We start from the raw sequence: 23,218 nt of genomic DNA on the forward strand, positions 1-23,218 counted from the left end.
CGTAATAGGCGGGCTAAAAATGCTGGAAGCCCGACTTTAATAGATAATGGCTCGCTGGTTTCGGGGTCATAGGGCTCTGGTTTAGGTCTGGCACAATCCTAACCGGTTCGTTAGAGTCAGCGGGAATGATCTGACCTATGACCGTCACCTGCTCACCCAATGCTTGAGCAATGGTGTGTACTTCCTTCAATTTTTCTGGGGAAAAGGTAAAACAGAGCTCATAATCATCCCCTGCCGCGAGCGGTAATTGATAGCCCTGTTGCTCAACATAGGCTTTCACTGCTGGCGACATCGGGAGTTGCTGCAATCCGATCACAGCTGCACAGGCTGAAGCCTTACAAATATGGCCAATATCTGCCACCAAACCATCCGAAATATCTATCATGCTGTGTATCCAGCCTGCTTGCCGTAAAGCTTGTCCCAATGCCACTCTCGGTTGAGGACGATTGAGTTTTAATACCTCTTCAGAAGCCATTTGATCTTGCTGACTGGATAACACCCACTCTAAGCCTAAACCGCCGCTGCCTAATACCCCACTGACAGCAATTAGATCGCCAGTTTGTGCGCCATTTCTCAGAATTCCCAGTCCTGTGGGAACCTCTCCAAGTGCAGAAAGGGTTAAAACGGTTTGTGCACCTCGGGTGGTATCTCCGCCAATCAAAGGCAGATGAAACTCGCGTGCCAGAGCCTGTAATCCATCCGTAAAGCCTCGCAACCAAGACTCATCTACAGCAGGCAAGGTCACTGCAAGAGAATACCCCTTCGGTTGAGCCCCCATGGCGGCGAGATCACTTAAATTTACCGCTAATAATTTCCAACCAATATCAAAGGCGGACGTCTGCTCTGGATAGTGAACCCCAGAAACCATCGTATCCGTAACCACAACCAATTGACAATTGGCATGTTGATTCAGCAAGGCGCCATCATCCCCAATGCCAACTTCTCCTTGATCCAAAGGTTGGCTTAATGGCTTAAAGTACTGGTCGATAATGGAAAATTCATGAGGCATAAAGTGATTCCAGCCTAAAGAAAAAGCCCAGAATGGGCTTTTAGTGAATATAAGTTAAATTTCAATTAGGTGTTTTAAGTGTTTTGAAACTCTAAACTTCTTAATGACTTAGCAACCTTATCGAGCACGCCATTGATATATTTATGGCTCTCTTCAGCGCCAAAGCGTTTAGCGAGTTCTACCGACTCATTCAAAACCACACGATAAGGGATTTCTGGCTTATTTTTTAGCTCATAGACGCCCAGCCTTAAAATGCTTTTTTCCACAGGATTGATTAAAGTGACTGAACGATCCAAATAGGGTTCATACAAGGCATCTAGGGCATCTGACTGACGGGTCACTTGCGTGACCAGCTCATTAAACAAAGCCACATCCACCCCTTCTAGCCGATTCTCTAACTGGAATTGCTTAATGATCTCATAAGGGTCATCGACATTCATAAGCCATTGATAGAGGGCTTGCAACGCCGCCTGACGCGCAGCTGTTCGCGGAGAAAGCTTAATGGGCTTTTCCTTAACCTCTTCACCCATTCCTGGCTGGGCTTGTTGAATATTTTCTAAAGTATCTTTGTTCATTAGAGTTGCTTTAATACATTCACTGTTTCAATCGCGGCCAAGGTCGCTTCTGCGCCTTTATTTCCCGCTTTGGTGCCGGCACGCTCAATGGCCTGCTCAATAGTATCCACTGTCAAGACGCCAAATGAAACGGGCACCCCAGTTTGTAATTGAATCTGCCCCAAACCTTTAACGCACTCTCCAGCCACATAGTCAAAATGCGGCGTGCCGCCACGAATCACTGCGCCTAAGGCAACAATGGCGTCATACTCACCAGAAGCCGCCATTTTCTGTGCTGCTACGGGAATTTCAAACGCCCCTGGCACCATGACTTGGGTAATGTTGCTTTCTGATCCACCGTGACGCAAAATGGTATCAATTGCGCCACTCACTAAACTGTCCACGATATAACTATTAAACCGACCAACAACCAACCCAATTTTGAGTCCTTGAGCCAGTAAACTCCCTTCAATTTTCGTCATTATTTTTCCTTCATTCCTGATGTGATGCTTTAGGTGATTCTTTTGGAAGCGTCTCAACGACTTCTAAACCAAAACCGCTAAGCGCGCCCATTTTCATCGGCGATCCAATCACTTTCAGTTTTTTCAAACCTAAGTCATTTAAAATCTGCGCTCCTAAACCAAACGTTTTATGATCATCTTCTGTAATCAGTTCCGGCGATTGAATCCCTAAATCTTTTAATTGATACTGCTGAATTTTATCCAATAATTCAGTGCCTTCTTCATGTTTGCGTAAGACCACAATCACGCCCTTGCCCAATTTTACAATCTGCTGCATGGCAGCTGACAGCGGCCAACCACACTCTTCACGCTGAGAGGCAAATAGATCACACAAAGTATCCGCCATATGCACGCGAACGGGGACCGCCTCTTCCGATGAAATATCACCATAGACTAAAGCAAAGTGGGCACGATGTTCTAAAATATCTTCATAGCCCAATAGACGGAACTCTCCATAAGCTGTAGGCAATTTGCACTCGGTAACACGCTCAATGGTCTTTTCATGTTTCAATCGGTATTCAATGAGATCCGCAATAGTGCCAATTTTGAAACCATGTTGTTGTGCATACTTTTCCAGATCATCACGCCGTGCCATGGTGCCATCTTCATTCATAATCTCCACAATGACTGAAGCAGGTTCAAAGCCGGCCAGTTTAGCCAGATCGCACCCGGCTTCCGTATGGCCTGCACGCGTCAAAACGCCCCCTGGCTGAGCCATAAGTGGAAATACATGTCCAGGTGTCACAATATCTTCACTGGTCGCATTGGGAGCGACTGCAGTGCGAATGGTCGTTGCTCGATCCTGAGCCGAAATCCCGGTGGTCACACCTTCTGCCGCCTCAATAGAAACGGTAAAATTCGTCCCTTCAGGATCACTATTATCGGTGACCATCAAAGGCAGATGGAGTTGCTGGCAGCGTTCACGAGTTAAGGTTAAGCAGATTAATCCTCGCCCATAACGTGCCATAAAGTTAATATCTTCAGGCGTCACTGTCTCAGCAGGCACCATTAAGTCGCCTTCATTCTCACGATCCTCATCATCCATCAGGATGACCATTTTTCCTTGCTTATAATCTTCGATAAGCTCTTCAATGGTATTTAATGCCATGTAAAATCCTTATTTAAATCCATGCTCTGCTAAATATTGCTCAGTGATGGGTTTTCTTTCCACCTGTTCAGTTTCGGATGCTTGCGGAGCCGCCAGCAGACGCTCTAAATAACGCGCTAATAAATCGACTTCTAAATTAACAGGACTGCCCACTTGCAGGTATTTAATCGACGTTTCTTCCCGTGTATGCGGCACGATGTTGACACCAAAAGCATTGCCTTCCACTTCATTCACCGTCAAGCTAATGCCATTAATGCAAATAGAGCCTTTTGCAGCAATATATTTTGCCAATTCAGTGGGGGCCGAAAACCGATAACGCCAAGATCTGCCCTCAGGCGTTAAACTGATCACTTCTCCGACACCATCAACATGACCGCTGACTAAGTGTCCACCCAATCGATCTTGTAAACGTAAGGCTTTTTCTAAATTGACAGGGTCTCCGACCTTTAAATGACCGAGCGTAGTCACATTTAAGGTCTCATTTGAAACATCCGCCACATAGTCATTTGCCCCTAACTCAATTACTGTTAAGCAGACGCCATGGGTGGCAATACTGTCCCCCAGCTGGACATCACTCATGTCTAACTTGCCTGTATCCACCGTCAAACGCCAATCCCCATTACGGGGTTCAATCTTGCGAATGGTGCCAACGGCTTCAATAATTCCTGTAAACATCCTACTAGAGCCCTCTAAATTTCAGTACTCGGGGTTAAAACTGTGTAGAGGTCATCCCCGACTTTTTGCACAGATTGATAGGCGAGCTTAATTTTATCATCCATTGAATCTATTTGTGGCAAATGAAACATCGGGCGTGCTTCATCCCCTAATAGACTCGGTGCGGTAAAGAGATGATATTCATCTACCAATCCTTGCTGAACAAAATCCCCCGCTAAAATAGCACCGGTTTCCACCATCACTTCAAGCACCTGCTCCTGTGTCAGCAGATATTCCAGTACCGTTGGCAAATGAATGCGATCTTCTTCAGCTGAAACGGCGATGATTTCAGCCCCCTTTTCCATCAGCGCATCGGCAATTTCAGGGGAAAGCTCTGCCGCCTCATGAGTGGTCATAATCAAAGTGCGCCCAGGCAAGGTGAGCATTTTTGCCTCCAGTGGCATGCTCAAATGCGGATCCAATACCACGCGCAAAGGATGGGGAGCTTCTTCAAGAGATAAATCTTTTAAGACTGTTTCCGACAAGCGCACGGTTAAGCTCGGATCATCTACCAAGACGGTACCAATGCCGGTGATGATCGCTCCATGCAAGGCACGAAGTTTATGCACCTCTTGCCGTGCAAGCGCTCCGGTAATCCATTGACTCTCACCATTTTTCAACGCCGTACGGCCATCTACAGTTGCCGCCATCTTTAAACGCACAAAAGGCCTTTTATGCTTCATCGCACAAATAAACCCAGGGTTCAAATCTTCGGCTTGCGACTGCAAACAGCCCACCTCTGTCTCAATGCCTGCCTGCTGTAGCTTTTGTATGCCTTTCCCCGAGACTTTTGGATTGGGATCTTCCATCGCGGTGACTACGCGGCGAACCCCTGCTTCTATGAGTGCATCTGCACACGGTGGCGTTCGTCCATAGTGTGAGCATGGCTCCAGCGTAACATAAGCCGTTGCGCCCTCAGCTTGACTGCCCGCTTGCGCTAAGGCAATGCGTTCAGCGTGCGGCTCCCCCGCCTTTTGATGCCAGCCTTCACCGACCACCTGATGATCTTTAACTAAAACACACCCCACAGCGGGATTCGGTGCGGTGGTATAACGGCCTTTTTGCGCTAAGGCTAAAGCCCGTTGCATCCACTGCTCATCTTGCTGGGAAAAGTTGGGGGTATTCATCTTTAATCATCTCGGCTTCTTTGCGCGGTTGTCGCTTGCACCAGACGCTCGATTTCTTCACGGAAAGCATTCACATCCTGAAAAGAGCGATAAACCGATGCAAAACGCACATAAGCGACTTGATCTATCTCGCGTAAGGCTTCCATTAACCATTCACCGATCTGTGAAGAATGGATTTCACTTACCCCTTCAGACATTAAGCGCTTGGTGATCTGGCTCACCACTCGATCAATCTCTTCACTGGCAACAGGGCGTTTTTCCAACGCCTTAATTAATCCACGACGTATTTTCCCTTCATCGAAGCGCTCTCGATTGCCGTCGCTTTTAATGACTCTCGGCAGCGAAAGCTCAGCGGTTTCATAGGTGGTAAAACGCTCGCCGCAATTTGAACAGAGGCGGCGGCGTCGAACCTGACTTCCCTCCATTGCAAGACGAGAGTCTACCACCTTGGTATCAGGCGCATTACAAAAAGGACAATGCATAAAAAACTAGTGCTTACTCATCCGCATAAACGGGTTTAGAGGCACACAAAGCTTTCACTTTTTCGCGAACTTCACTAACGACCGCTTCATCCCAACTTTCTTCTCCTTGGTTACATGTGTCAATAATGTCACACATCCAATGCGCAAGTTGCGTAGAATCATTTTCATCGAAATCACGCGTGGTAATGGCTGCCGTCCCGATACGAATACCGCTGGTGACAAAAGGGGACATCGGATCATTAGGCACCGCATTTTTATTCACGGTAATGTGAGCCGCACCCAAAGCGGCATCGACTAACTTACCAGTTAAGCCCTGCTCAATAAAGCTCACCAAGAAAAGATGGTTTTCCGTGCCTTTTGAGACCACATCGTAGCCACGTTCCATAAACACTTGTGCCATCGCTTTCGCATTTTTAATCACATTTTTAGCATAGGTTTTAAATTCTGGTTCCATCGCTTCTTTAAAGGCGACCGCTTTGGCAGCAATCACATGCATTAATGGGCCCCCTTGGGCACCTGGGAAGATGGCTGAGTTCAGTTTCTTTTCAATTTCTGGATTAGATTTGGCTAAAATCAAGCCGGCACGCGGACCGCGTAAAGTTTTATGGGTAGTCGTTGTGGTGACATCTGCAATTTGTACAGGGCTGGGATATTCACCTGCTGCCACCAACCCCGCCACATGCGCCATATCGACCAGTAAATAAGCGCCCACTTCATCTGCAATATCACGGAATTTTTGCCAATCGACAATTTGTGAATAGGCTGAGAAACCGGCAATAATCATTTTAGGCTTATGCTCACGTGCTAAACGCGCCACTTCTTCGTAGTCAATTTCACCCGTTTCAGGATTTAAACCATACTGTACAGCATTGTAAATTTTGCCCGAAAAACTCACATGAGAACCATGGGTTAAGTGCCCACCATCTGCCAAACTCATACCTAGCACTGTATCACCGGGTTTCAATAGCGCCATATAAACAGGGCCATTGGCTTGAGATCCTGAATGAGGCTGAACATTGGCATAATCAGCACCAAACAGTTCTTTAGCACGATCAATCGCCAGCTGTTCAACCACATCTACATGCTCACACCCACCATAATAGCGTTTTCCTGGATACCCTTCTGCATATTTATTGGTTAAAACAGAGCCTTGCGCCTCCATAACTCGAGGGCTGGTGTAATTTTCAGAGGCGATCAATTCAATATGATCTTCCTGACGTTGGGCTTCTGCTTGAATCGCTTCCGCCAAAACCTCATCATATCCTTCAATTTTCATCGATTTCTTAAACATGCAGAGGATCTCCTAATTCAGCTAAAAAATAAATTTTACCCGATTTGTTGTAAAGATGGGCAGTTTTACTTTATAAAACACGCATTTTTAGGTAAAGTTTACCCTATCCATTTAAAGAGACAGGAAATTAAATAACCGATGGCACAATTTGTTTACACCATGAATCGCGTGGGGAAAGTGATCCCCCCTAATAAATATATTCTGAAAGACATCTCTCTCTCATTTTTTCCTGGCGCCAAAATTGGCGTACTCGGCCTCAATGGTGCGGGGAAATCAACACTGCTGAAAATTATGGCGGGGATCGATACGGAGATTGTGGGAGAAGCACGCCCACAACCTGGCATTAAAATTGGCTATCTGCCTCAAGAACCGCAGTTGAACCCTGAAAAAGATGTGCGCGGTAATATTGAAGAGGCAGTGGTTGAAATTAAAAATGCACTGGCTGAACTGGATCAAATCTATGCCGCCTATGCCGAACCTGATGCAGATTTTGATGAATTGGCTAAACGCCAAGCAGAAGTCGAAGACATTATTCAAGCCAAAGATGGCCACAATTTAGAACGCCGCTTAGAAATTGCTGCCGACGCCCTTCGACTGCCACCTTGGGATGCCGATGTGACGAAACTGTCTGGCGGAGAGCGTCGCCGCGTTGCACTGTGCAAGCTCTTACTGGAGCAGCCCGATATGCTGCTTTTGGATGAACCCACAAACCATTTAGATGCAGAATCAATCGCGTGGTTAGAAAGATTTTTACTGGAATTTCCCGGCACTGTTGTTGCCGTCACCCATGATCGCTATTTCCTAGACAATGCTGCAGAATGGATTCTAGAACTGGATCGTGGAGAAGGTATTCCTTTTAAAGGCAATTACAGTGCTTGGCTGGAACAAAAAGAGCAGCGCCTAGAGCAGGAATCGAAACAAGAAGCGGCACGCCTGAAAACCATTAAGCATGAGCTAGAATGGGTGAAAAGCAACCCTAAAGGTCGCCATGCCAAATCCAAAGCACGTTTGGCAAGATTTGAAGAATTGAGCTCACAAGAACAGCAAAAACGCAATGAAACCAAAGAGATCTTTATCCCTGTGGCCGAACGTTTAGGGGAAAAGGTGATCGAAGTTGAACATTTGAAAAAAGGGTTTGGAGATCGTCTCCTAATCGATGACCTCAGCTTTAAACTCCCTCAAGGTGGGATTGTCGGGATTATTGGACCAAATGGCGCTGGGAAATCGACCTTATTTAAAATGCTAACAGGTCAAGAACAACCAGACAGCGGTAAAATCGAATTTGGACCCACCGTTCAACTCTCTTATGTGGATCAAAGTCGTGATGCACTGGATGATCAAAAAACCGTCTATGAAGAGATTTCTGGCGGACAAGATATTATCACCATCGGTAATACGGAAATCCATGCGCGCGCCTACTGCGGTCGTTTTAACTTTAAAGGCTCTGACCAACAGAAACGCATTGGCGAGCTGTCAGGGGGAGAACGCAATCGTGTGCATCTCGCCAAAACACTCCGCAGTGGTGGGAATGTTTTATTACTGGATGAACCTACAAACGATTTAGATGTGGAAACCTTGCGTGCCTTAGAAGAAGCCCTACTTGATTTTGCCGGTTGCGCCGTGGTCATTTCTCATGATCGCTGGTTCTTGGATCGTATTGCCACCCATATGCTGGCTTTCGAAGGTGATTCACATGTGGAGTGGTTTGAAGGGAACTATAGCGAATATGAAGAAGACCTTAAACGGCGCAAAGGGGCTGAAGCGGCACAACCGCATCGAATCAAATACAAACCCATTCAATAATTGGAGTCCAATATGCCACAAACAAAACGCCAAGCTGCACACCTAGAGGCCATTGCCAATGCCATGCCTGACCCCATTTTTGTCATGGGCTATGATGGTACCTACCTGGATGTCATTGGAGGAAAAGAGCGTAGTCTCTATGCTGATGGTCACGCTCTAATTGGCAAAAATTATTTTGATATTCTGCCTGAACAGATGGCGCAGCGCTTTTTGAATGTCGTGCAAAAAGCGATAGATACGCAAAGACTGGTCGAAATTGAATATCAACTGGCCAATGAAGAGATTAATGGCATTGATAGCCAGAATGCACCTCAAGGCGGTCAATGGTATGAGGCTCGTATCTACCCGCTTGCGGAAGAGATTTATGACCAACCTGCGGCAATCTGGTTGGCCATTAATATCACCCAACGTAAACATATGGAAGAGCAGATCGAACACCTCTCTACGACCGACCCTTTAACTGGTCTCTATAACCGAGACTTTTTCTTACAAATTGTCGACGAAGAGCTGAAAAAATCTGAAATTAATCAAACCCCCATCTCTTTTGCCAAAATTGATCTAGACTGTTTTAAGCGTGTGACCGATTTATATGGCCTAGAAATTGGAGATAAAGCCATGGCGATGGCTGCCTTAGCCATTCAAAAAACGGTGGGAGATTTAGGCTATATCGGTCGTTTAAGCTGCGATCAATTTATGATTCTATTGCCGGATATGAGAGCCGTTGATGCATTTAGAGTTGTGGAATTGGCACAAAAAAATATTACCGCTCAAAAGATTCAACTGCCTGATGGTCAAACGACCTGCCTAACCAGTCATGCCGGCGTTACAGAAAAACGAAACGCTGAAGACAACAGCCAAACCTTGCTACAAAGAGCCAATCAAGCCATTCAACAGGTTTCTACCACAAGAGACATTACCAAAATTGCCTAAAGACAATTCCTAAAATAAAAAACCCGCCGAAGCGGGTTTTTTATTCACTGATTAGAAACCTTAAATTAGATCATTTTCCCTTGGTAATCTTCGATACCTGGGTTACCTTTCACCCCTTTCAGTGTTGGGGCATTAATCTTCTTAAGCTTCATATCGTTCTTATGACGGCGTAGGTAATCTGCAGTCACATCCCACATCAAGCGGCCTTCACCCACTTTATCTACCTGCGCCCAACCCGCAACTGTGTAGGTTTTATTAGGCTCAAGAGGCGTACCATCGTCTAAACGCATATCAGAGATACGGTTCCCAAAGTTTGCATTGGGTTCACAGGTATAGTCCATACCGCCTAAGCGCACCATATCTCCACCAGATTGTAAATAAGGATCTTTCTGGAAAAGGTTTTCACAGATCCCTTCTAAGATATCTTTCATTTGTGCACCGGTAACGGTTGACTTATAGGTTTCCCCGTAGGTCATAGAAGTTTCATCCATCACACGCTCCATGGTGATGGTTTCTCCTGCCAATACAGAGGTTCCCCAACGAACACCGGCTGACATGGCGATTTGAGTATCATGCTCTTCACGCAAGGCGTTTACAATGATCTGATCCCAAGTTCCCATAAAGTTACCACGGCGATACAAGGTATCTTCTGCCACCGCGAGCTCTTCATTTAGGATCTCACCATAGGTTTTACCTAAACGATCTTTATTGTAATAAAGCTCTTCACGACGAGATTCAACGATATTTTTATCATACTTGGTCGCATACAAACGATCTAGGAACGTATTCACCTCTTGATCCGCTGGCAAAACATTCGAGAAGACAGGCAATAGGTGATAATCAACACCGCGCAATTTACCGTTTTGGATATCCAAATCCATCACGCCGACAAATTTACCATTTGAACCCGCATTGGTCACATGGCACACACCCCCTTCAGGCGTTTTAACTGGAACGGTTTTGGCAACGCCGTCATGAGTGTGTCCACCAAAGATTGCATCAATACCGCTAATGCGAGAAGCCATCTTGATATCCACATCCATCCCGTTATGAGAGATCATAACAATTGCAGCCACTTTCTCTTGTTGACGGATTTTGTCCACAGTCTGTTGTAGAGCACTTTCGCGCAAACCAAAAGACCAATCAGGGAAATTGGCTTGTGGGTTCGCATTGGCCGTACGTGGGAAAGCTTGTCCAATCACAGCGATGCGCTCACCATTCACCACTTTAATGGTATAAGGTTTAAATGGACGGGCTTCATCTTCGTTATAGAGACCTACCCCATATTTATCAACCATTTCACGATATTCATCGCCAAACAGAGAGTCTTCTTTAACTCGGATATTTTGCGCTAGGAATTCACCTTTAAACTGTTTAATATTTCTTAAAACTTCAGGCTCTTTGTAGGTAAACTCCCAGTGACCTGTCATAATGTCAACACCCAAGATATTTGAGGCTTCCACCATATCTTGACCACGGGTCCAAAGAGCGGTACCAGAGCCATGCCATAAATCACCGCCATCCATCGTCAATGTATTTTCACGGCCACCGGCTTGCTCACGCAACTTATCTAAAAGTGTTTTAACATGCGCAAACCCTCCTACTTTTCCATACTGCTCTGCAGCATCTTGGAAATTTAAAAAGGTAAAGGCGTAAGATAAAGGCGTATTCTCTTTATAACCATACACTTCTAACAATTTGTGACCTACGATATGCGGCAGCTTGCCATAGGCAGGACCTATCCCCAAGTTTACATTTGGCTCACGGAAGTAGATAGGTTTTAACTGCGCATGCGTATCGGTAATATGTAACAGACGCACCTTACCTTTCATCGGCAAGTTATACATATCCATTGTGGCTGCGGTGCCTGTTTGCTTAGTGCCAGACATTGCGCTTGCTGTACCAGGAAGCATTCCTGCTGCTGCAGCCATTGACATGACATGTAAAAATTCACGGCGATTTAAAGACATAGGTCTCTCCACTTTAGTTATAAAAATTCTGCGATTGCAGAACCCAAAAAAATCAATCCCGAATTCGGGCTAGAACTTTTAAAATTTAAAATAAATTTTGCATCTCTCTAATAGAGTAAGTCTAATAAATAGAACAGATAAGTCAAATCAATTGACCTTATGCCTATATAAAATCTTTTATGAGTCGGACTTTAAAAATTAACCTACCCACTTACGTGCATTTCTGAACATGCGCATCCATGGCCCATCTTCCAACCAATCATCCGGATGCCAAGCGTTTTGAATGGCACGGAATACCCGCTCTGGATGCGGCATCATAATGGTCACACGACCATCAGGAGTGGTTAAGCCCGTCACACCTGATTCAGAACCATTCGGGTTAAGTGGATAGCGCTCTGTAGGATTACCAGCACTGTCCACATAACGCACCCCGATCAGCCCCTCAACTTGCTTCAGACTTTCCCCTTCTGCAAACTGAATCCGGCCTTCACCATGTGCCACAGCGACAGGCATGCGTGAACCTGCCATACCCTCCAATAAAACAGAGGGGCTCTGTTCAATTTGGACTAATGATAAGCGCGCTTCAAACTGCTCTGATTGGTTGCGCACAAACTTTGGCCAATGCTCTGCACCTGGGATGATCTCTTTTAAATTCGATAACATCTGACAACCATTGCACACACCCAAGGTAAAGCTGTCTTCACGTTGGAAAAATTGGCTAAATTGGGTTCTCGCTTGTTCATTAAACAGAATAGAGTTCGCCCAACCACGACCCGCGCCGAGGACATCTCCATAAGAGAAGCCGCCACAAGCCACCAAACCTTTAAATTCAGCAAAATCCACTTTCTGCTGAATCACATCAGACATATGCACATCTATCGCATCAAATCCAGCCTTAGTAAAGGCTGCTGCCATCTCTTGCTGGCCATTGACACCTTGTTCACGCAATATCGCCACCTTGGGTCGAACACCGGTTGCGATATAGGGGGCAGCAATATCTTCATTGGGATCAAACCCTAATTCCGCCGTCAAAGCACTATTTTCATCTTGCGCAATCAAGTCAAAAGCCTGTTTGGCACAGTCAGCATTGTCTCTCAACGCTTGCATCTGATAGCTGGTTTCTGACCACCATTGCTGCACTTGTTTACGAGGTTGATCCAGTAAAACTGTGCCCTCTTGAATCACGCGAATGTGATCCACTTCATTTGGTGCGCCAATCCAATGCGCCAAATTGATTAAATCAAAGGCTTCCAAGACTTTTTCAACCTCAGAACGATGACTGCGCTTAATTTGACAGACTGCCCCCAGCTCTTCATTAAATAGAATAGAGGCCGCATCTCCCGATAGGCTGCTGATATCTAAATCTACCCCACAATGTGCCGCAAACGCCATCTCTGCCACCGTGGTATAGAGCCCCCCATCTGAGCGGTCATGATAAGCCAGTAATAGCTCTTGTGCATTCATTGCTTGCACGGCGTTAAACAAGGCTTTTAATTTTTTAGGGCTTTCAACATCGGGCGCAACATCCCCAATTTGGTTATAAACTTGCGCTAAACAACTGCCCCCAATTCGGTTTTTGCCTTCCCCTAAGTCAATCAACAACAAAAGGGTTTCGCCTTGATCAGTTCTCAATTGAGGCGTCACCGTCTTACGCACATCTGAGACCGGTGCAAAAGCGGTAATATTTAAAGAAACAGGGGAAGTCACCGCCTTCTCATTTCCATCTTCTTGCCAGACTGTCTTCATGGACATAGAGTCTTTACCCACTGGAATGGCAATGTCTAAAGCAGGACACAGTTCCATACCAACTGCTTCAACCGCTTCATAAAGGGCGGCATCTTCACCTGGATGACCTGCTGCGGCCATCCAGTTAGCTGAGAGTTTAATATCCGAAATATGCTCGATTTTTGCTGCAGCAATATTTGTAATCGCTTCAGCAACGGCTAAACGCGCGGACGCTTTGGGATTGATCAAAGCAACTGGTGGCCGTTCCCCCATGGCCATCGCTTCCCCGTTATAGCCAAAATAATCACTACAGGTGACGCCAACATCTGCAACTGGCACCTGCCAAGGCCCCACCATCTGATCTCGAGTCACCATACCGGTAATAGAACGGTCGCCAATGGCGATTAAGAAAGTTTTATCTGCAATGGTTGGCAATTTCATCAAACGCTCAACCGTCTCATCCAACTCTAAAACAGCAGGTTCAAAGCCAGGTTGAGGCACAGGTCGACTCGCCACCTCTCTTTTCATTTTTGGCGGTTTGCCCAGTAACACATTCAACGGCATATCTACCGGATGATTATTAAATAGGCTATCGTGAACGACCAATCTCTGTTCTTCTGTCGCTTCTCCTACCACTGCATATAGACAGCGCTCTCGCTGACAGATCGCTTCAAATTCAGCTAATTTTTCCGGGTAAACAGCGAGCACATAACGCTCTTGAGATTCATTACACCAAATCTCCATCGGCGACATGCCAGGCTCATCATTTGGGATTTTGCGCAACTCAATATAACCGCCTCGACCACTGTCATTGACCAATTCTGGGAAAGCGTTAGACAGACCACCGGCGCCCACATCATGAATTGAGGCAATCGGGTTTTCACTCCCCAAATAGGTACAGCGATCAATCACCTCTTGCGCGCGCCGCTCCATTTCAGGGTTCTCTCGTTGCACAGATGCATAATCCAAATCTTCAGAACCACTGCCGGTATCCACACTGGAGGCTGCCCCGCCGCCTAGACCGATCAGCATTGCTGGCCCACCCAGCACAACCAATTTCGCACCGACAGGAATTTCACGCTTGTGCACATGCGCTTCACGAATATTCCCAAGTCCGCCTGCTAACATAATAGGTTTGTGATAACCGCGAATCTCCTCACCTTCATGTGTAATCAGAGGATTTTCATAGGTGCGAAAATAGCCATTAATCGCAGGCCGACCAAATTCATTATTATAGGCAGCAGCCCCTAAGGGTCCCTCAATCATAATCTCTAAAGCCGAAACAATACGATCTGGTTTACCATAATCCCGCTCCCAAGGCTGTTTAAAGCCTGGAATGTTAAGGTTAGAAACGGTAAAGCCCGTTAAACCTGCTTTTGGTTTTGAGCCCCGGCCCGTTGCCCCTTCATCACGGATTTCTCCTCCTGAACCGGTCGCCGCGCCAGGGAAAGGGGAAATCGCAGTGGGGTGATTATGGGTCTCCACTTTAATTTGAAAATGCACCGGCTCTTCAGACACTTGATACTGCCGACTTTCTACCAGAGGAAAAAATCGCGTCGCATTCGGCCCTTTTAACACTGCCGCATTATCACTATAAGCGGACAAGACGCCTTCAGAATAATTGTGATAAGTATTGCGAATCATCCCAAACAGCGTATGCGGTTTAGGTTGACCATCAATCACCCAATCGGCATTAAAAATCTTATGGCGACAATGTTCAGAATTCGCTTGCGCAAACATCATCAATTCGGCATCTACCGGATTGCGTCCCAGCTCTTTAAAAGCTGCCACTAAATATTCCATCTCATCTTCACTGAGCGCCAACCCTAAGTTTCGATTCGCTTCTTGCAGGGCTTCCAATCCACGCTCTAGCACCTCGATTTGCGTCATCGGCTTGGGAGACTGATGAGAAAACAGGGCTTCCGCCTCAGAAAGCTGCGTGATTACCTGTTCCATCATTCGGTCATGGATAAAAGGCAACACTGCATCAAGCGCTTCGACCCCTTCCATAAAATAAGCCACTCCGTGTTCAATTCGCTGCACATGTTCTATTCCACAAGTGTGCATAATATCTGTCGCTTTTGAGGACCACGGGGAAATGGTTCCAACACGGGGGGTAACAATACAGGTGGGCTGTTCATTGATCTCTATCGGTTGATCAACCCCATTTAACAAGCGATTCAAGTGCGCCTGTTCTTCAGCGGTTAATGGCTGGGCGGTTTCGATAAAATAGAGATGGCGAGAGACTAATTTACGAATGGGTGTCACCGATTGAATCTCTAAAAGCAGTTGATTCAAACGATATTCAGAATGCGCTGGATTTCCCCAGATGGTCTGCATAGTGATAATTCCTATTTCTTTATTGCGCTAAAAAACCTAAAACTTTAAAAATATAAGCTTGTTGTTGTGCAGTAATCCCTTGTGCTTCATCTTTCGGCTGATGAACCTCCAAAATCTGCACATCCTTAAGACCCTGTTCAGCCGTTTTTAAAGTAAAGACCAGCTGTTCAGGTAACACAGGCGTTTCCTGCTTAGAGAAAATTCGATCGAGCACCCCACCTTTTGCTTGCGTTAAAGATTTGGGGGGCTTCACCCAAAGCTGATGACGCGCTTCATCTACTTTAGTAATCTGCCAACCTGCTCGGTATAACAAAGCTTTGGTATAGGTCCAAGCCACAGAATAAGGCGCCTTAATCTGCACCCCTTTCATGATTTTTTCGTCTTTATCTTGGATTTCTGGCGTGACTATATGCTGAGTCACTTCAATTTGCTTAAAGGCTTGGTTGGAGGAGACCCCTAAAAAGATTAACCCTTGGTATAAGGTTAAGGCTTCCAGTTCTGGACTATAAGGACGAACATACCAGCGATCTATATCACCATCATTTTGACGATAAAGCACATGGTCATAAAAATAGAGACGGACAATCCCTTTTTGTAGATCCGATTCAACACGCGCCGTTAAGCGATCATAGACGCCTTCTGCTTTTTCCGGACGCCAACTGTTAAACAATCGGGTCAAAAGCCCCATTTCATACATCGGTGCAATTTCTGTACGTGCCTTATATTTTGTGCGCATCACCCCCAGGGTTTGGTCAATTTCATCCACCTCAAACCCTAAAGAGATTAAAAAGCTCTGCACATCTTGCCACACCTGTGCAAGCTGCTGCGCTTTCGCTTTTTCGGAGGCATTCGCAGAGATCGGAATCTCAAGCCAGCGTTCAGATAAATTGGTCTTAACCTGTATGTCATTGAACTTCCGAATTGGAATATCACGCGCCTCACCATTTTTCGTCATGGGGCGTAAAAGTTGCGCCACTTCCTGTGGCTTTTGTACTGGAGAGATCAAGTCAGGCGGTACTTCTAAAGAAGGTTTAAGGGAGGATTCGGATTTCCGATAATTATCCTCATCTCCGGCCAAGGCAGTTCTTACATTTTCACCAATACTAGAATGGGTCGTACTACACCCATTTAAAAGCGCCACACCGCTGGTGAACAATCCCAATTGAATCACCGTCTTCATCTTAAATTTTGAAAACATTATAAGGCCCCTGTTTGCTTCAAGGCAGTTTGAAGGGTTGGTCGATGAATTTCAGAAAGCTCGGTCAATGGCAAACGAATACCTTTACGAATTTTACCCATTTCATACAGTGCCCATTTCACCGGAATGGGATTGGATTCTAAAAACAGTGCTTGATGTAAACTCGCTATTTGGGCATCCAAAGCACGAGCCTGCTCAGCTTCTCCGTTTAAGGCGAGCGCATAAATCTCATGCAAGGTTTTGGGGACAACATTCGCCGTCACTGAAATACCGCCATGTCCACCTAATAGAATAAACTCGACTGCTGAGCCATCATCCCCAGTATAAAATTCAAAATCAGGATCATCGACTAACTTTTGAATCTGTTTAAATCGATCCAGATCCCCAGTCGCTTCTTTAATGCCAATAATATTTGGCAATTTGGCTAAACGCGCAACGGTTTCAGGCAGTAGATCACAAGCCGTACGTCCAGGAACATTATATAGAATCTGAGGAATATCAACAGTTTCTGCAATCTTTTTATAGTGCTGATACAACCCTTCTTGAGTCGGCTTATTGTAATAAGGGGTGACCAGTAAGCATGCATCTGCACCTGCAGCTTTTGCAAAATCGGTTAACTCAATGGCTTCGGTGGTCGAATTTGCACCTGTGCCAGCAATCACGGGAACTCTACCCGCGACCCGATTAACCGTAAACGCCACCACTTCACCATGCTCTTTAAAATCAAGCGTAGCCGATTCACCCGTTGTCCCCATGGACACAATGGCATCGGTTCCGGATTCTATGTGCCACTCAATTAATGCTTCAAGCGCTTCATAATCTACAGCACCCTCATCTAGCATCGGCGTCACTAACGCCACCATACTGCCTCTAAACACCTTTTCATACTCCAAACATAAACTGTAAAAAGTAATCTTAACCGTTCACCCTAATGACTTCAAGCGGTATAAACTCTTTGCAAAAATTTAACCTAAAAACTTCCCAAACCCTGTTAATTTCTTGCATACTATTTTAGAAAACTCACTCAACATAGGAGCTTCAAATGCACTTGCAAATCGGTGACACTCTGCCTGATTTTTCTCTGCCAGCAACCTCTGATCGTACTGTGACACCTGAGGACTTTAAAGGTCATTACACAGTTCTCTATTTTTATCCTAAAGACAATACCCCAGGATGCACAACAGAGGGGATTGAATTTTCAGAACTCTATCCACAATTTCAAGCACTCAATTGCGAAATTTTTGGCGTTTCCCGAGACTCCATTCGCAAACATGAAAATTTCAAAGCGAAATATCATTTTCCCTTTGACCTCATTTCAGATGAAGAAGAAGTCTTATGCAAACTATTTGATGTCATCAAACTGAAGAAAAACTATGGCAAAGAATATTATGGCATCGAACGCAGTACTTTTCTGTTAGACCCAGAAACTCAGATCGTATATGAGTGGCGAAAAGTTAAAGCTGCCGGTCATGCACAAACAGTGCTTGAAACTTTAAAATCTTTATCTGTAAGCGAGTAAAAACCGAATGAAGCCTAGCAAAAAAATCTATATTTTAGATACCAATGTGCTCATGCACGACCCGATGGCACTCTTTAATTTTGAAGAGAATGATATTTACTTGCCAATGACGGTCTTGGAAGAACTGGATGCCAATAAAAAAGGAATGAGTGAAGTCGCTCGTAATGCGCGAGAAGCCAATCGCCTCATCGATGAAATCATTGATAATGCCACTTTTGATGAAATCAGATCGGGTCTGCCTTTAGAACGCATTCACCCTAAAATGGAAAACGCCCCTCAGCGACTGGGCAAACTGTTCTTTGAAACCGAAACTTTAAAAGCCAAATTACCCACAGAACTCCCGAGTCATAAAGCAGATAATCACATTATCTTAACGGGATTAGCGCTGCAATCGAAGTACAAAAAACAATATAAAATCACTCTGGTCACCAAAGATATTAATATGCGCATTAAAGCCTCCACAGTAGGCTTACATTCAGAAGATTACTACAATGATCGAGTGGTAGAAGATGCCGATCTCCTTTATCCTGGCTGGGAAATCTTACCCGAAGACTTCTTCTCCCAACATGCCGATGAGATGAAATCTTGGCAAGACAAAAATGGTCGCACTTTTTATGAACTTAAAATTGATCCAAAAAAAACGCATTGGTATCCCAATGAATGCCTAATTAGCCAAAATGACTCTGGATTTAGTGCCATTGTTCGAAAAATCGAACATGACAAAGTGACTCTGGAGTATCTGCAAGACTATACGCAACATCCTGTCTGGGGCATTACCCCGCGTAACCAAGAACAGAATATGGCTTTTAACGTCTTGATGGATCCTGATATCGATTTTGTCTCTTTACTGGGCTCTGCGGGCACAGGAAAAACCCTTTTAACCCTCGCTGCCGGTCTTGAACAGACGCTCGATATGAATCGCTATGATGAGATTATTATGACCCGTGCAACCATTCCCATTGCAGAGGATATCGGTTTTCTTCCTGGTACTGAAGAGGAAAAGATGACACCTTGGATGGGTGCGTTGATGGATAATTTAGAGGTTTTAACCCAATCTGATTACAGCACCGACTGGGAAAAAAATTCTACTCAAGATTTGCTTTCTAAGCGCATTAAAATCAAATCGATGAACTTTATGCGCGGACGCACTTTCCTAAATAAATTCATCATTATTGATGAAGCGCAAAACCTGACACCTAAACAGATGAAAACACTCATTACCCGTGCCGGTCCGGGAACCAAAATGGTCTGTTTAGGGAATCTAGGACAGATTGATACCCCCTATCTAACAGAGACCACAACTGGGCTCACCTATATTGTCGATCGGTTCAAGTCATGGGAGCACAGCGCTCACATCACTCTGATCCAAGGCGAACGCTCACGCTTAGCGGAGTATGCCTCCCAAAATCTATAGAAATACACACTCTACAGAAATTAAAAAGCCGCAACACTGCGGCTTTTTAATTCATAAACGAATCATTTTAATAGTCAACATTATTCCCATATAATTTCTTCTGCTCTTGCGTTGGGACTTCAAAGCCGTCTTCTATCGCCTTTTGAGTACAGTACTCTACAGCAAAATCCAATAACTCGCCCACTGCACGATGGCGGAATTTTTGTTTTTGACGAACATGAGAGAACGGACGCTTAATAGGCGGATCTAATGGAATTCCTTTCAAAGTACCCAATTGAAGCTCTTTATTAATGGTGGTACGGGACACAATGGCCAATCCGACACCAGATTCGACCGCCATCTTGACAGATTCTGGACTGCCAAGCTCCAATACCAGGTTTAGATCACTGTATGACAAGCCCTGCTCACGAATATATTGATCGATAACGGAACGAGAGCCGGAACCTTCCTCACGGGAAATATAAGGATACTTACGAATTTCATCGATAGAAACTTTTTCACGCTTGGCTAAAGGATGGTCAGGCGGGCAAATTAACTGCATCTCATCTAAACGGCAGACATGCACCTCAAGATTTTTATTGAAGACTGGCGCTTCTACCACTGCTAAATCCACCATATTATTCTCCACCATAGAGACAATGGCATCGGTATTCCCCACCTGTAGGCGAATATTGACTTCAGAATACTCTTTTTTAAAGGCGCCTAATAAACTAGGCAACATATATTCTGCAATAGTAGTCGAAGCGCCAATCACTAGAGATCCTGACACTTCACCGGTTAACTCTCGAACCTCATTATTCATCCTCTCATAATATTCGAGAATTTTATCGGCATACTCATACACCACCCTTCCTGCTTCGGTGAGACTGATTTTATTATGCGTTCGGTCAAATAAGCGTGTATTAAAACTGTCCTCTAACTGTTTCACCTGAAAAGTCACAGCGGGTTGTGTCATATGCAAGGTTTCAGCCGCCTTAGTAAAGCTCATGACCTTTGAAACTGTGTGAAAAACTTGTAACCGTCTATCTGCCATACTGACTGCCTTTATTTCTTAAAATTCCCGCATTCTGCTAAGCTTCTAGCAAAGCGCAGAGCGATAAAAATTATTGATTAAATGAATATAAAACTTAGACTGATAAAAGTCAAAAAATATATGAGAATTTTATAATGTGCTAATAACGTTTTTCATTAAAGGTGCGCCACCTTTTTCTCAATTTTTTCTAGTCTCTCAATCACTTCTTTATTTTGGCTTTGTTCTAATCGATCAATTCTCTCTTCAAGTCGATAAAGCTCCATGAGCAATTTTTCATCCCTATTTTCTCTCGCGGTATGTAAAGTGGTTTCTAAACTTTTCAACCCCTCTTGAAATCTAATTTCGTCACTCTTTTTCATTCTTTCCGCTAATTCATCTACTTTTAAAGTGATATGCGACAAAATGCGTTCAATTTGTGCTTCATCTTCTTTTTCTTGAGCAAGCAATCGATTATGAACCTGCTTGACATAATTCAGAATGTCACGCTCCGTTTTTTCCTGCTCTTCACCGACCAAAAACGCTGAAATATTCGCCGTGACAATAGAAAAAAGGACCACCCCAAACAGAATCATCAACGCGCCAAACTCTCGGCCATTCTCTGTTTTCGGCACCACATCCCCATAGCCGACTGTGGTGATGGTCACCAAGGCATACCATAATGCATCACCAAAATTAACCTCTTCAATATAGGAAAAAATAACCGCTGAAACCAATAAAAAGGCGATAGAGACTAGAAGAAACGTCCCAAAACTATTTTTGGTGAGAACTTTAACCACGATATCAAAGAGGTTAAAAACGACCCGGATGACCAAGACCAATCTCATCGCACGTATAATCACAAGCCAATCATTGTCCCACTTAAAGATAGGGGCTGCCAAAAACACAATACTCAAGTTTAGCCAGTTATTACGGAGATAACGCCAACGCCTGTCCACTAAAAAGATACTTGTTAAGAACTCTGAAGCAAATACAAACCATACCCACTCATCAACCCACTGTAAATGCTGATCCAATCGTGGAAACATCCACATGGCAACCAACTGCAATAAGACGAGAAGCAGAGAAAAATCCACCAATAGGCTAAAAAACTTGCCGACCTTTCTGGCAAGCGCATTCTCACTCGGATGAACACCCTGTACCCCTAAAACCGCTTCTACTCGGCTTCTTAACTGTCTATTATTTGTCTTTTTTATCATTGTATTTTTGCTAATTTAGGTAAGGGTTTACGCCCATAGAGCGCTTCTCGAATTAACCACTGTTTGATGGGCTGCAAAAGATTCAATGCCGGCATCAACTGATGTCTCAATTGAGATCTTAACCCAGGCTGCTGGCGGAACAGGCCATCAAAAAATTCCATCGAACGCTGTACAATGACATTATCCCCTTTCCGCCAGCGTTCATATTTTCTTAAAGTGGCATAACTGGCAAAAGGACGCTGATGCCCTTTCGCATCCGTCACCACCTCAATCAGAGCCGCAGCATCCAGCAACCCTAAATTTACCCCCTGCCCCGCTTGAGGGTGAATGGTATGTGCCGCATCCCCCACCAAAGCTAAACCTGGTTGAATATAGTGCTGAGCATGACGACGCACCAATGGGAAGGCGGTGCGTTCAGCGACCTCAACCACCTGCCCCAAACGTCTTCCCGACGCCTCCGTCACCGCCTGCGCAAAGGCTTCATCGCTTAAACTTAACGCCCACTGCATTTTTTCCAAAGGCAGATACCAAGCAATGGAACTCACATTCTCATCCATCGCCAGAAACGCAAAAGGCCCCTCTGGGATATAACGCTGCCAACAAACATCTTGGTGAGAAGCTTCCGTTTTAACGCAGCCTACGACTGCACACTGCTGATAATCATGCGTATCCAGACCAATATGCGCCAAACTTCTCACCTGAGAAAAGGCGCCATCAGCGCCCACCAGCAAATGGGTGGTCAGCGTACCTTTCTGTTTCATATCTAAAGAGATAATCGGCTGGCAGGACTGGGAATTCTGGCATTTTTTTAAGGAATTTTCATTTAATTTCAATTCCTTAATTTCATCTCCTAATAAAAATTCTATATATTCATTTTTTTCACACGCTTCCCACAGAGCGGCTTGGATCACCACATTTTCCACCACATACCCTAAATTAGGCGCTCCGACCTCTGCTGCGGTGAGTTGGATCTCTTCCCCCCCTAAACTCTCCCAAATATGCATTGCCACAAAAGGATGATTCCGTCTGGCTTCAATCCCTTGCCATGCGCCTAAATTTCGTAAAATATTTTCCGACGCACGCGTCAAAGCGCTGACACGGGTTTGATATGGCATTGCGTGTGACCATTCGGTGAGCGGTGGTGCTTTTTCCAGCAGAAGCACTTTGAGTCCCTCTTGCGCAAGCCCCAAAGCTGTTGCCGCGCCAACCATACCGCCGCCTACGACGACCACTTCATAATCCACTTCTGCGGACGCTTTTGCTTTGTATTCTGCATTTTCCATC

At 45.1% G+C, this 23,218-nt stretch carries 19 protein-coding genes; 4 read left to right on the top strand and 15 right to left on the bottom strand.

The window, feature by feature from the left end; genetic code table 11:
• Positions 1 to 13: 13 nt before the first annotated feature.
• From thiL to glyA, 8 genes are all read right to left on the bottom strand, one after another.
• The gene (gene thiL / locus ACYQ05_RS03205) at positions 14 to 1,009 is read right to left on the bottom strand and encodes a thiamine-phosphate kinase (RefSeq protein WP_459818265.1); all 996 of its coding nucleotides are present in this window, start codon (positions 1,007 to 1,009) and stop codon (positions 14 to 16) included.
• Between the two features lie 74 nt (positions 1,010 to 1,083).
• Positions 1,084 to 1,584 (bottom strand): transcription antitermination factor NusB, encoded by a 501-nt coding sequence (gene nusB, locus ACYQ05_RS03210; protein WP_459818267.1) that lies wholly within the window; start codon positions 1,582 to 1,584, stop codon positions 1,084 to 1,086.
• On the bottom strand, positions 1,584 to 2,045 hold the full coding sequence (gene ribH / locus ACYQ05_RS03215) for a 6,7-dimethyl-8-ribityllumazine synthase (protein ID WP_459818269.1): 462 nt from the start codon (positions 2,043 to 2,045) through the stop codon (positions 1,584 to 1,586). The genes nusB and ribH overlap by 1 nt, the downstream gene beginning before the upstream one ends.
• A 10-nt stretch (positions 2,046 to 2,055) precedes the next feature.
• Positions 2,056 to 3,192, bottom strand: coding sequence for a bifunctional 3,4-dihydroxy-2-butanone-4-phosphate synthase/GTP cyclohydrolase II (gene ribBA, locus ACYQ05_RS03220; protein ID WP_459818270.1), 1,137 nt, complete (start codon positions 3,190 to 3,192; stop codon positions 2,056 to 2,058).
• Between the two features lie 9 nt (positions 3,193 to 3,201).
• Positions 3,202 to 3,867: a riboflavin synthase gene (locus ACYQ05_RS03225; RefSeq protein ID WP_459818272.1), complete on the bottom strand. Its 666-nt coding sequence runs from the start codon at positions 3,865 to 3,867 to the stop codon at positions 3,202 to 3,204.
• Positions 3,868 to 3,881: 14 nt separating this feature from the next.
• Positions 3,882 to 5,033, bottom strand: coding sequence for a bifunctional diaminohydroxyphosphoribosylaminopyrimidine deaminase/5-amino-6-(5-phosphoribosylamino)uracil reductase RibD (gene ribD / locus ACYQ05_RS03230; RefSeq protein ID WP_459818274.1), 1,152 nt, complete (start codon positions 5,031 to 5,033; stop codon positions 3,882 to 3,884).
• Between the two features lie 2 nt (positions 5,034 to 5,035).
• Positions 5,036 to 5,515 (bottom strand): transcriptional regulator NrdR, encoded by a 480-nt coding sequence (gene nrdR / locus ACYQ05_RS03235; RefSeq protein ID WP_459818276.1) that lies wholly within the window; start codon positions 5,513 to 5,515, stop codon positions 5,036 to 5,038.
• 13 nt (positions 5,516 to 5,528) lie between these two features.
• The gene (gene glyA / locus ACYQ05_RS03240; protein ID WP_459818278.1) at positions 5,529 to 6,806 is read right to left on the bottom strand and encodes a serine hydroxymethyltransferase; all 1,278 of its coding nucleotides are present in this window, start codon (positions 6,804 to 6,806) and stop codon (positions 5,529 to 5,531) included.
• A 138-nt stretch (positions 6,807 to 6,944) separates the two neighbouring features.
• On the opposite strand from glyA, the gene ettA reads away from it, so the two are divergent.
• Complete coding sequence (gene ettA, locus ACYQ05_RS03245) at positions 6,945 to 8,609, top strand: energy-dependent translational throttle protein EttA (RefSeq protein WP_459818280.1); 1,665 nt, start codon at positions 6,945 to 6,947, stop codon at positions 8,607 to 8,609.
• Positions 8,610 to 8,621: 12 nt separating this feature from the next.
• On the top strand, positions 8,622 to 9,539 hold the full coding sequence (locus tag ACYQ05_RS03250; RefSeq protein WP_459818282.1) for a GGDEF domain-containing protein: 918 nt from the start codon (positions 8,622 to 8,624) through the stop codon (positions 9,537 to 9,539).
• A gap of 65 nt (positions 9,540 to 9,604) precedes the next feature.
• On the opposite strand, the gene ACYQ05_RS03255 is transcribed toward ACYQ05_RS03250, so the two are convergent.
• The 4 genes from ACYQ05_RS03255 to dapA all read right to left on the bottom strand — a co-directional run bounded on the left by ACYQ05_RS03255 (position 9,605) and on the right by dapA (position 17,635).
• On the bottom strand, positions 9,605 to 11,509 hold the full coding sequence (locus ACYQ05_RS03255; protein ID WP_459818284.1) for a 5'-nucleotidase C-terminal domain-containing protein: 1,905 nt from the start codon (positions 11,507 to 11,509) through the stop codon (positions 9,605 to 9,607).
• Positions 11,510 to 11,707: 198 nt separating this feature from the next.
• The gene (gene purL / locus ACYQ05_RS03260; protein WP_459818286.1) at positions 11,708 to 15,574 is read right to left on the bottom strand and encodes a phosphoribosylformylglycinamidine synthase; all 3,867 of its coding nucleotides are present in this window, start codon (positions 15,572 to 15,574) and stop codon (positions 11,708 to 11,710) included.
• A gap of 19 nt (positions 15,575 to 15,593) precedes the next feature.
• Complete coding sequence (locus ACYQ05_RS03265; RefSeq protein ID WP_459818288.1) at positions 15,594 to 16,772, bottom strand: hypothetical protein; 1,179 nt, start codon at positions 16,770 to 16,772, stop codon at positions 15,594 to 15,596.
• Positions 16,772 to 17,635 (bottom strand): 4-hydroxy-tetrahydrodipicolinate synthase, encoded by an 864-nt coding sequence (gene dapA / locus ACYQ05_RS03270; RefSeq protein ID WP_459818290.1) that lies wholly within the window; start codon positions 17,633 to 17,635, stop codon positions 16,772 to 16,774. The genes ACYQ05_RS03265 and dapA overlap by 1 nt, the downstream gene beginning before the upstream one ends.
• Before the next feature lie 179 nt (positions 17,636 to 17,814).
• Between dapA and ACYQ05_RS03275 the strand changes: the two genes are divergently transcribed.
• Complete coding sequence (locus tag ACYQ05_RS03275; RefSeq protein WP_459818292.1) at positions 17,815 to 18,291, top strand: peroxiredoxin; 477 nt, start codon at positions 17,815 to 17,817, stop codon at positions 18,289 to 18,291.
• Between the two features lie 7 nt (positions 18,292 to 18,298).
• A complete protein-coding gene (locus ACYQ05_RS03280; RefSeq protein WP_459818293.1) occupies positions 18,299 to 19,705 on the top strand; it encodes a PhoH family protein in 1,407 nt (468 codons plus the stop codon).
• A gap of 67 nt (positions 19,706 to 19,772) precedes the next feature.
• Here ACYQ05_RS03280 and ACYQ05_RS03285 read toward each other — a convergent pair whose 3' ends face one another.
• The 3 genes from ACYQ05_RS03285 to ACYQ05_RS03295 form a co-directional block, all read right to left on the bottom strand.
• Positions 19,773 to 20,738, bottom strand: a complete 966-nt coding sequence (locus ACYQ05_RS03285; protein WP_459818295.1) for a LysR family transcriptional regulator — start codon at positions 20,736 to 20,738, stop codon at positions 19,773 to 19,775.
• 155 nt (positions 20,739 to 20,893) lie between these two features.
• Positions 20,894 to 21,934 carry a potassium channel family protein gene (locus tag ACYQ05_RS03290; RefSeq protein WP_459818297.1) on the bottom strand — a complete coding sequence of 347 codons (1,041 nt, stop codon included), beginning with the start codon at positions 21,932 to 21,934 and terminating at the stop codon, positions 20,894 to 20,896.
• Positions 21,931 to 23,217, bottom strand: a complete 1,287-nt coding sequence (locus ACYQ05_RS03295) for an FAD-dependent oxidoreductase (protein ID WP_459818299.1) — start codon at positions 23,215 to 23,217, stop codon at positions 21,931 to 21,933. The genes ACYQ05_RS03290 and ACYQ05_RS03295 overlap by 4 nt, the downstream gene beginning before the upstream one ends.
• Position 23,218 lies beyond the last annotated feature (1 nt).

This window comes from Galenea microaerophila, assembly GCF_054657255.1.

Bases quoted from the DNA above. Each gene is read 5' to 3' on its own strand.
- nrdR (WP_459818276.1), bottom strand. From the start codon at position 5,515: ATGCATTGTCCTTTTTGTAATGCGCCTGATACCAAGGTGGTAGACTCT.
- ACYQ05_RS03295 (WP_459818299.1), bottom strand. From the start codon at position 23,217: ATGGAAAATGCAGAATACAAAGCAAAAGCGTCCGCAGAAGTGGATTAT.
- nusB (WP_459818267.1), bottom strand. From the start codon at position 1,584: ATGAACAAAGATACTTTAGAAAATATTCAACAAGCCCAGCCAGGAATG.
- thiL (WP_459818265.1), bottom strand. From the start codon at position 1,009: ATGCCTCATGAATTTTCCATTATCGACCAGTACTTTAAGCCATTAAGC.
- ribH (WP_459818269.1), bottom strand. From the start codon at position 2,045: ATGACGAAAATTGAAGGGAGTTTACTGGCTCAAGGACTCAAAATTGGG.
- ACYQ05_RS03290 (WP_459818297.1), bottom strand. From the start codon at position 21,934: ATGATAAAAAAGACAAATAATAGACAGTTAAGAAGCCGAGTAGAAGCG.
- ACYQ05_RS03250 (WP_459818282.1), top strand. From the start codon at position 8,622: ATGCCACAAACAAAACGCCAAGCTGCACACCTAGAGGCCATTGCCAAT.
- ribBA (WP_459818270.1), bottom strand. From the start codon at position 3,192: ATGGCATTAAATACCATTGAAGAGCTTATCGAAGATTATAAGCAAGGA.
- ettA (WP_459818280.1), top strand. From the start codon at position 6,945: ATGGCACAATTTGTTTACACCATGAATCGCGTGGGGAAAGTGATCCCC.
- ACYQ05_RS03265 (WP_459818288.1), bottom strand. From the start codon at position 16,772: ATGTTTTCAAAATTTAAGATGAAGACGGTGATTCAATTGGGATTGTTC.
- ACYQ05_RS03280 (WP_459818293.1), top strand. From the start codon at position 18,299: ATGAAGCCTAGCAAAAAAATCTATATTTTAGATACCAATGTGCTCATG.
- purL (WP_459818286.1), bottom strand. From the start codon at position 15,574: ATGCAGACCATCTGGGGAAATCCAGCGCATTCTGAATATCGTTTGAAT.
- glyA (WP_459818278.1), bottom strand. From the start codon at position 6,806: ATGTTTAAGAAATCGATGAAAATTGAAGGATATGATGAGGTTTTGGCG.
- ACYQ05_RS03285 (WP_459818295.1), bottom strand. From the start codon at position 20,738: ATGGCAGATAGACGGTTACAAGTTTTTCACACAGTTTCAAAGGTCATG.
- dapA (WP_459818290.1), bottom strand. From the start codon at position 17,635: ATGGTGGCGTTAGTGACGCCGATGCTAGATGAGGGTGCTGTAGATTAT.
- ACYQ05_RS03275 (WP_459818292.1), top strand. From the start codon at position 17,815: ATGCACTTGCAAATCGGTGACACTCTGCCTGATTTTTCTCTGCCAGCA.
- ACYQ05_RS03225 (WP_459818272.1), bottom strand. From the start codon at position 3,867: ATGTTTACAGGAATTATTGAAGCCGTTGGCACCATTCGCAAGATTGAA.
- ACYQ05_RS03255 (WP_459818284.1), bottom strand. From the start codon at position 11,509: ATGTCTTTAAATCGCCGTGAATTTTTACATGTCATGTCAATGGCTGCA.
- ribD (WP_459818274.1), bottom strand. From the start codon at position 5,033: ATGAATACCCCCAACTTTTCCCAGCAAGATGAGCAGTGGATGCAACGG.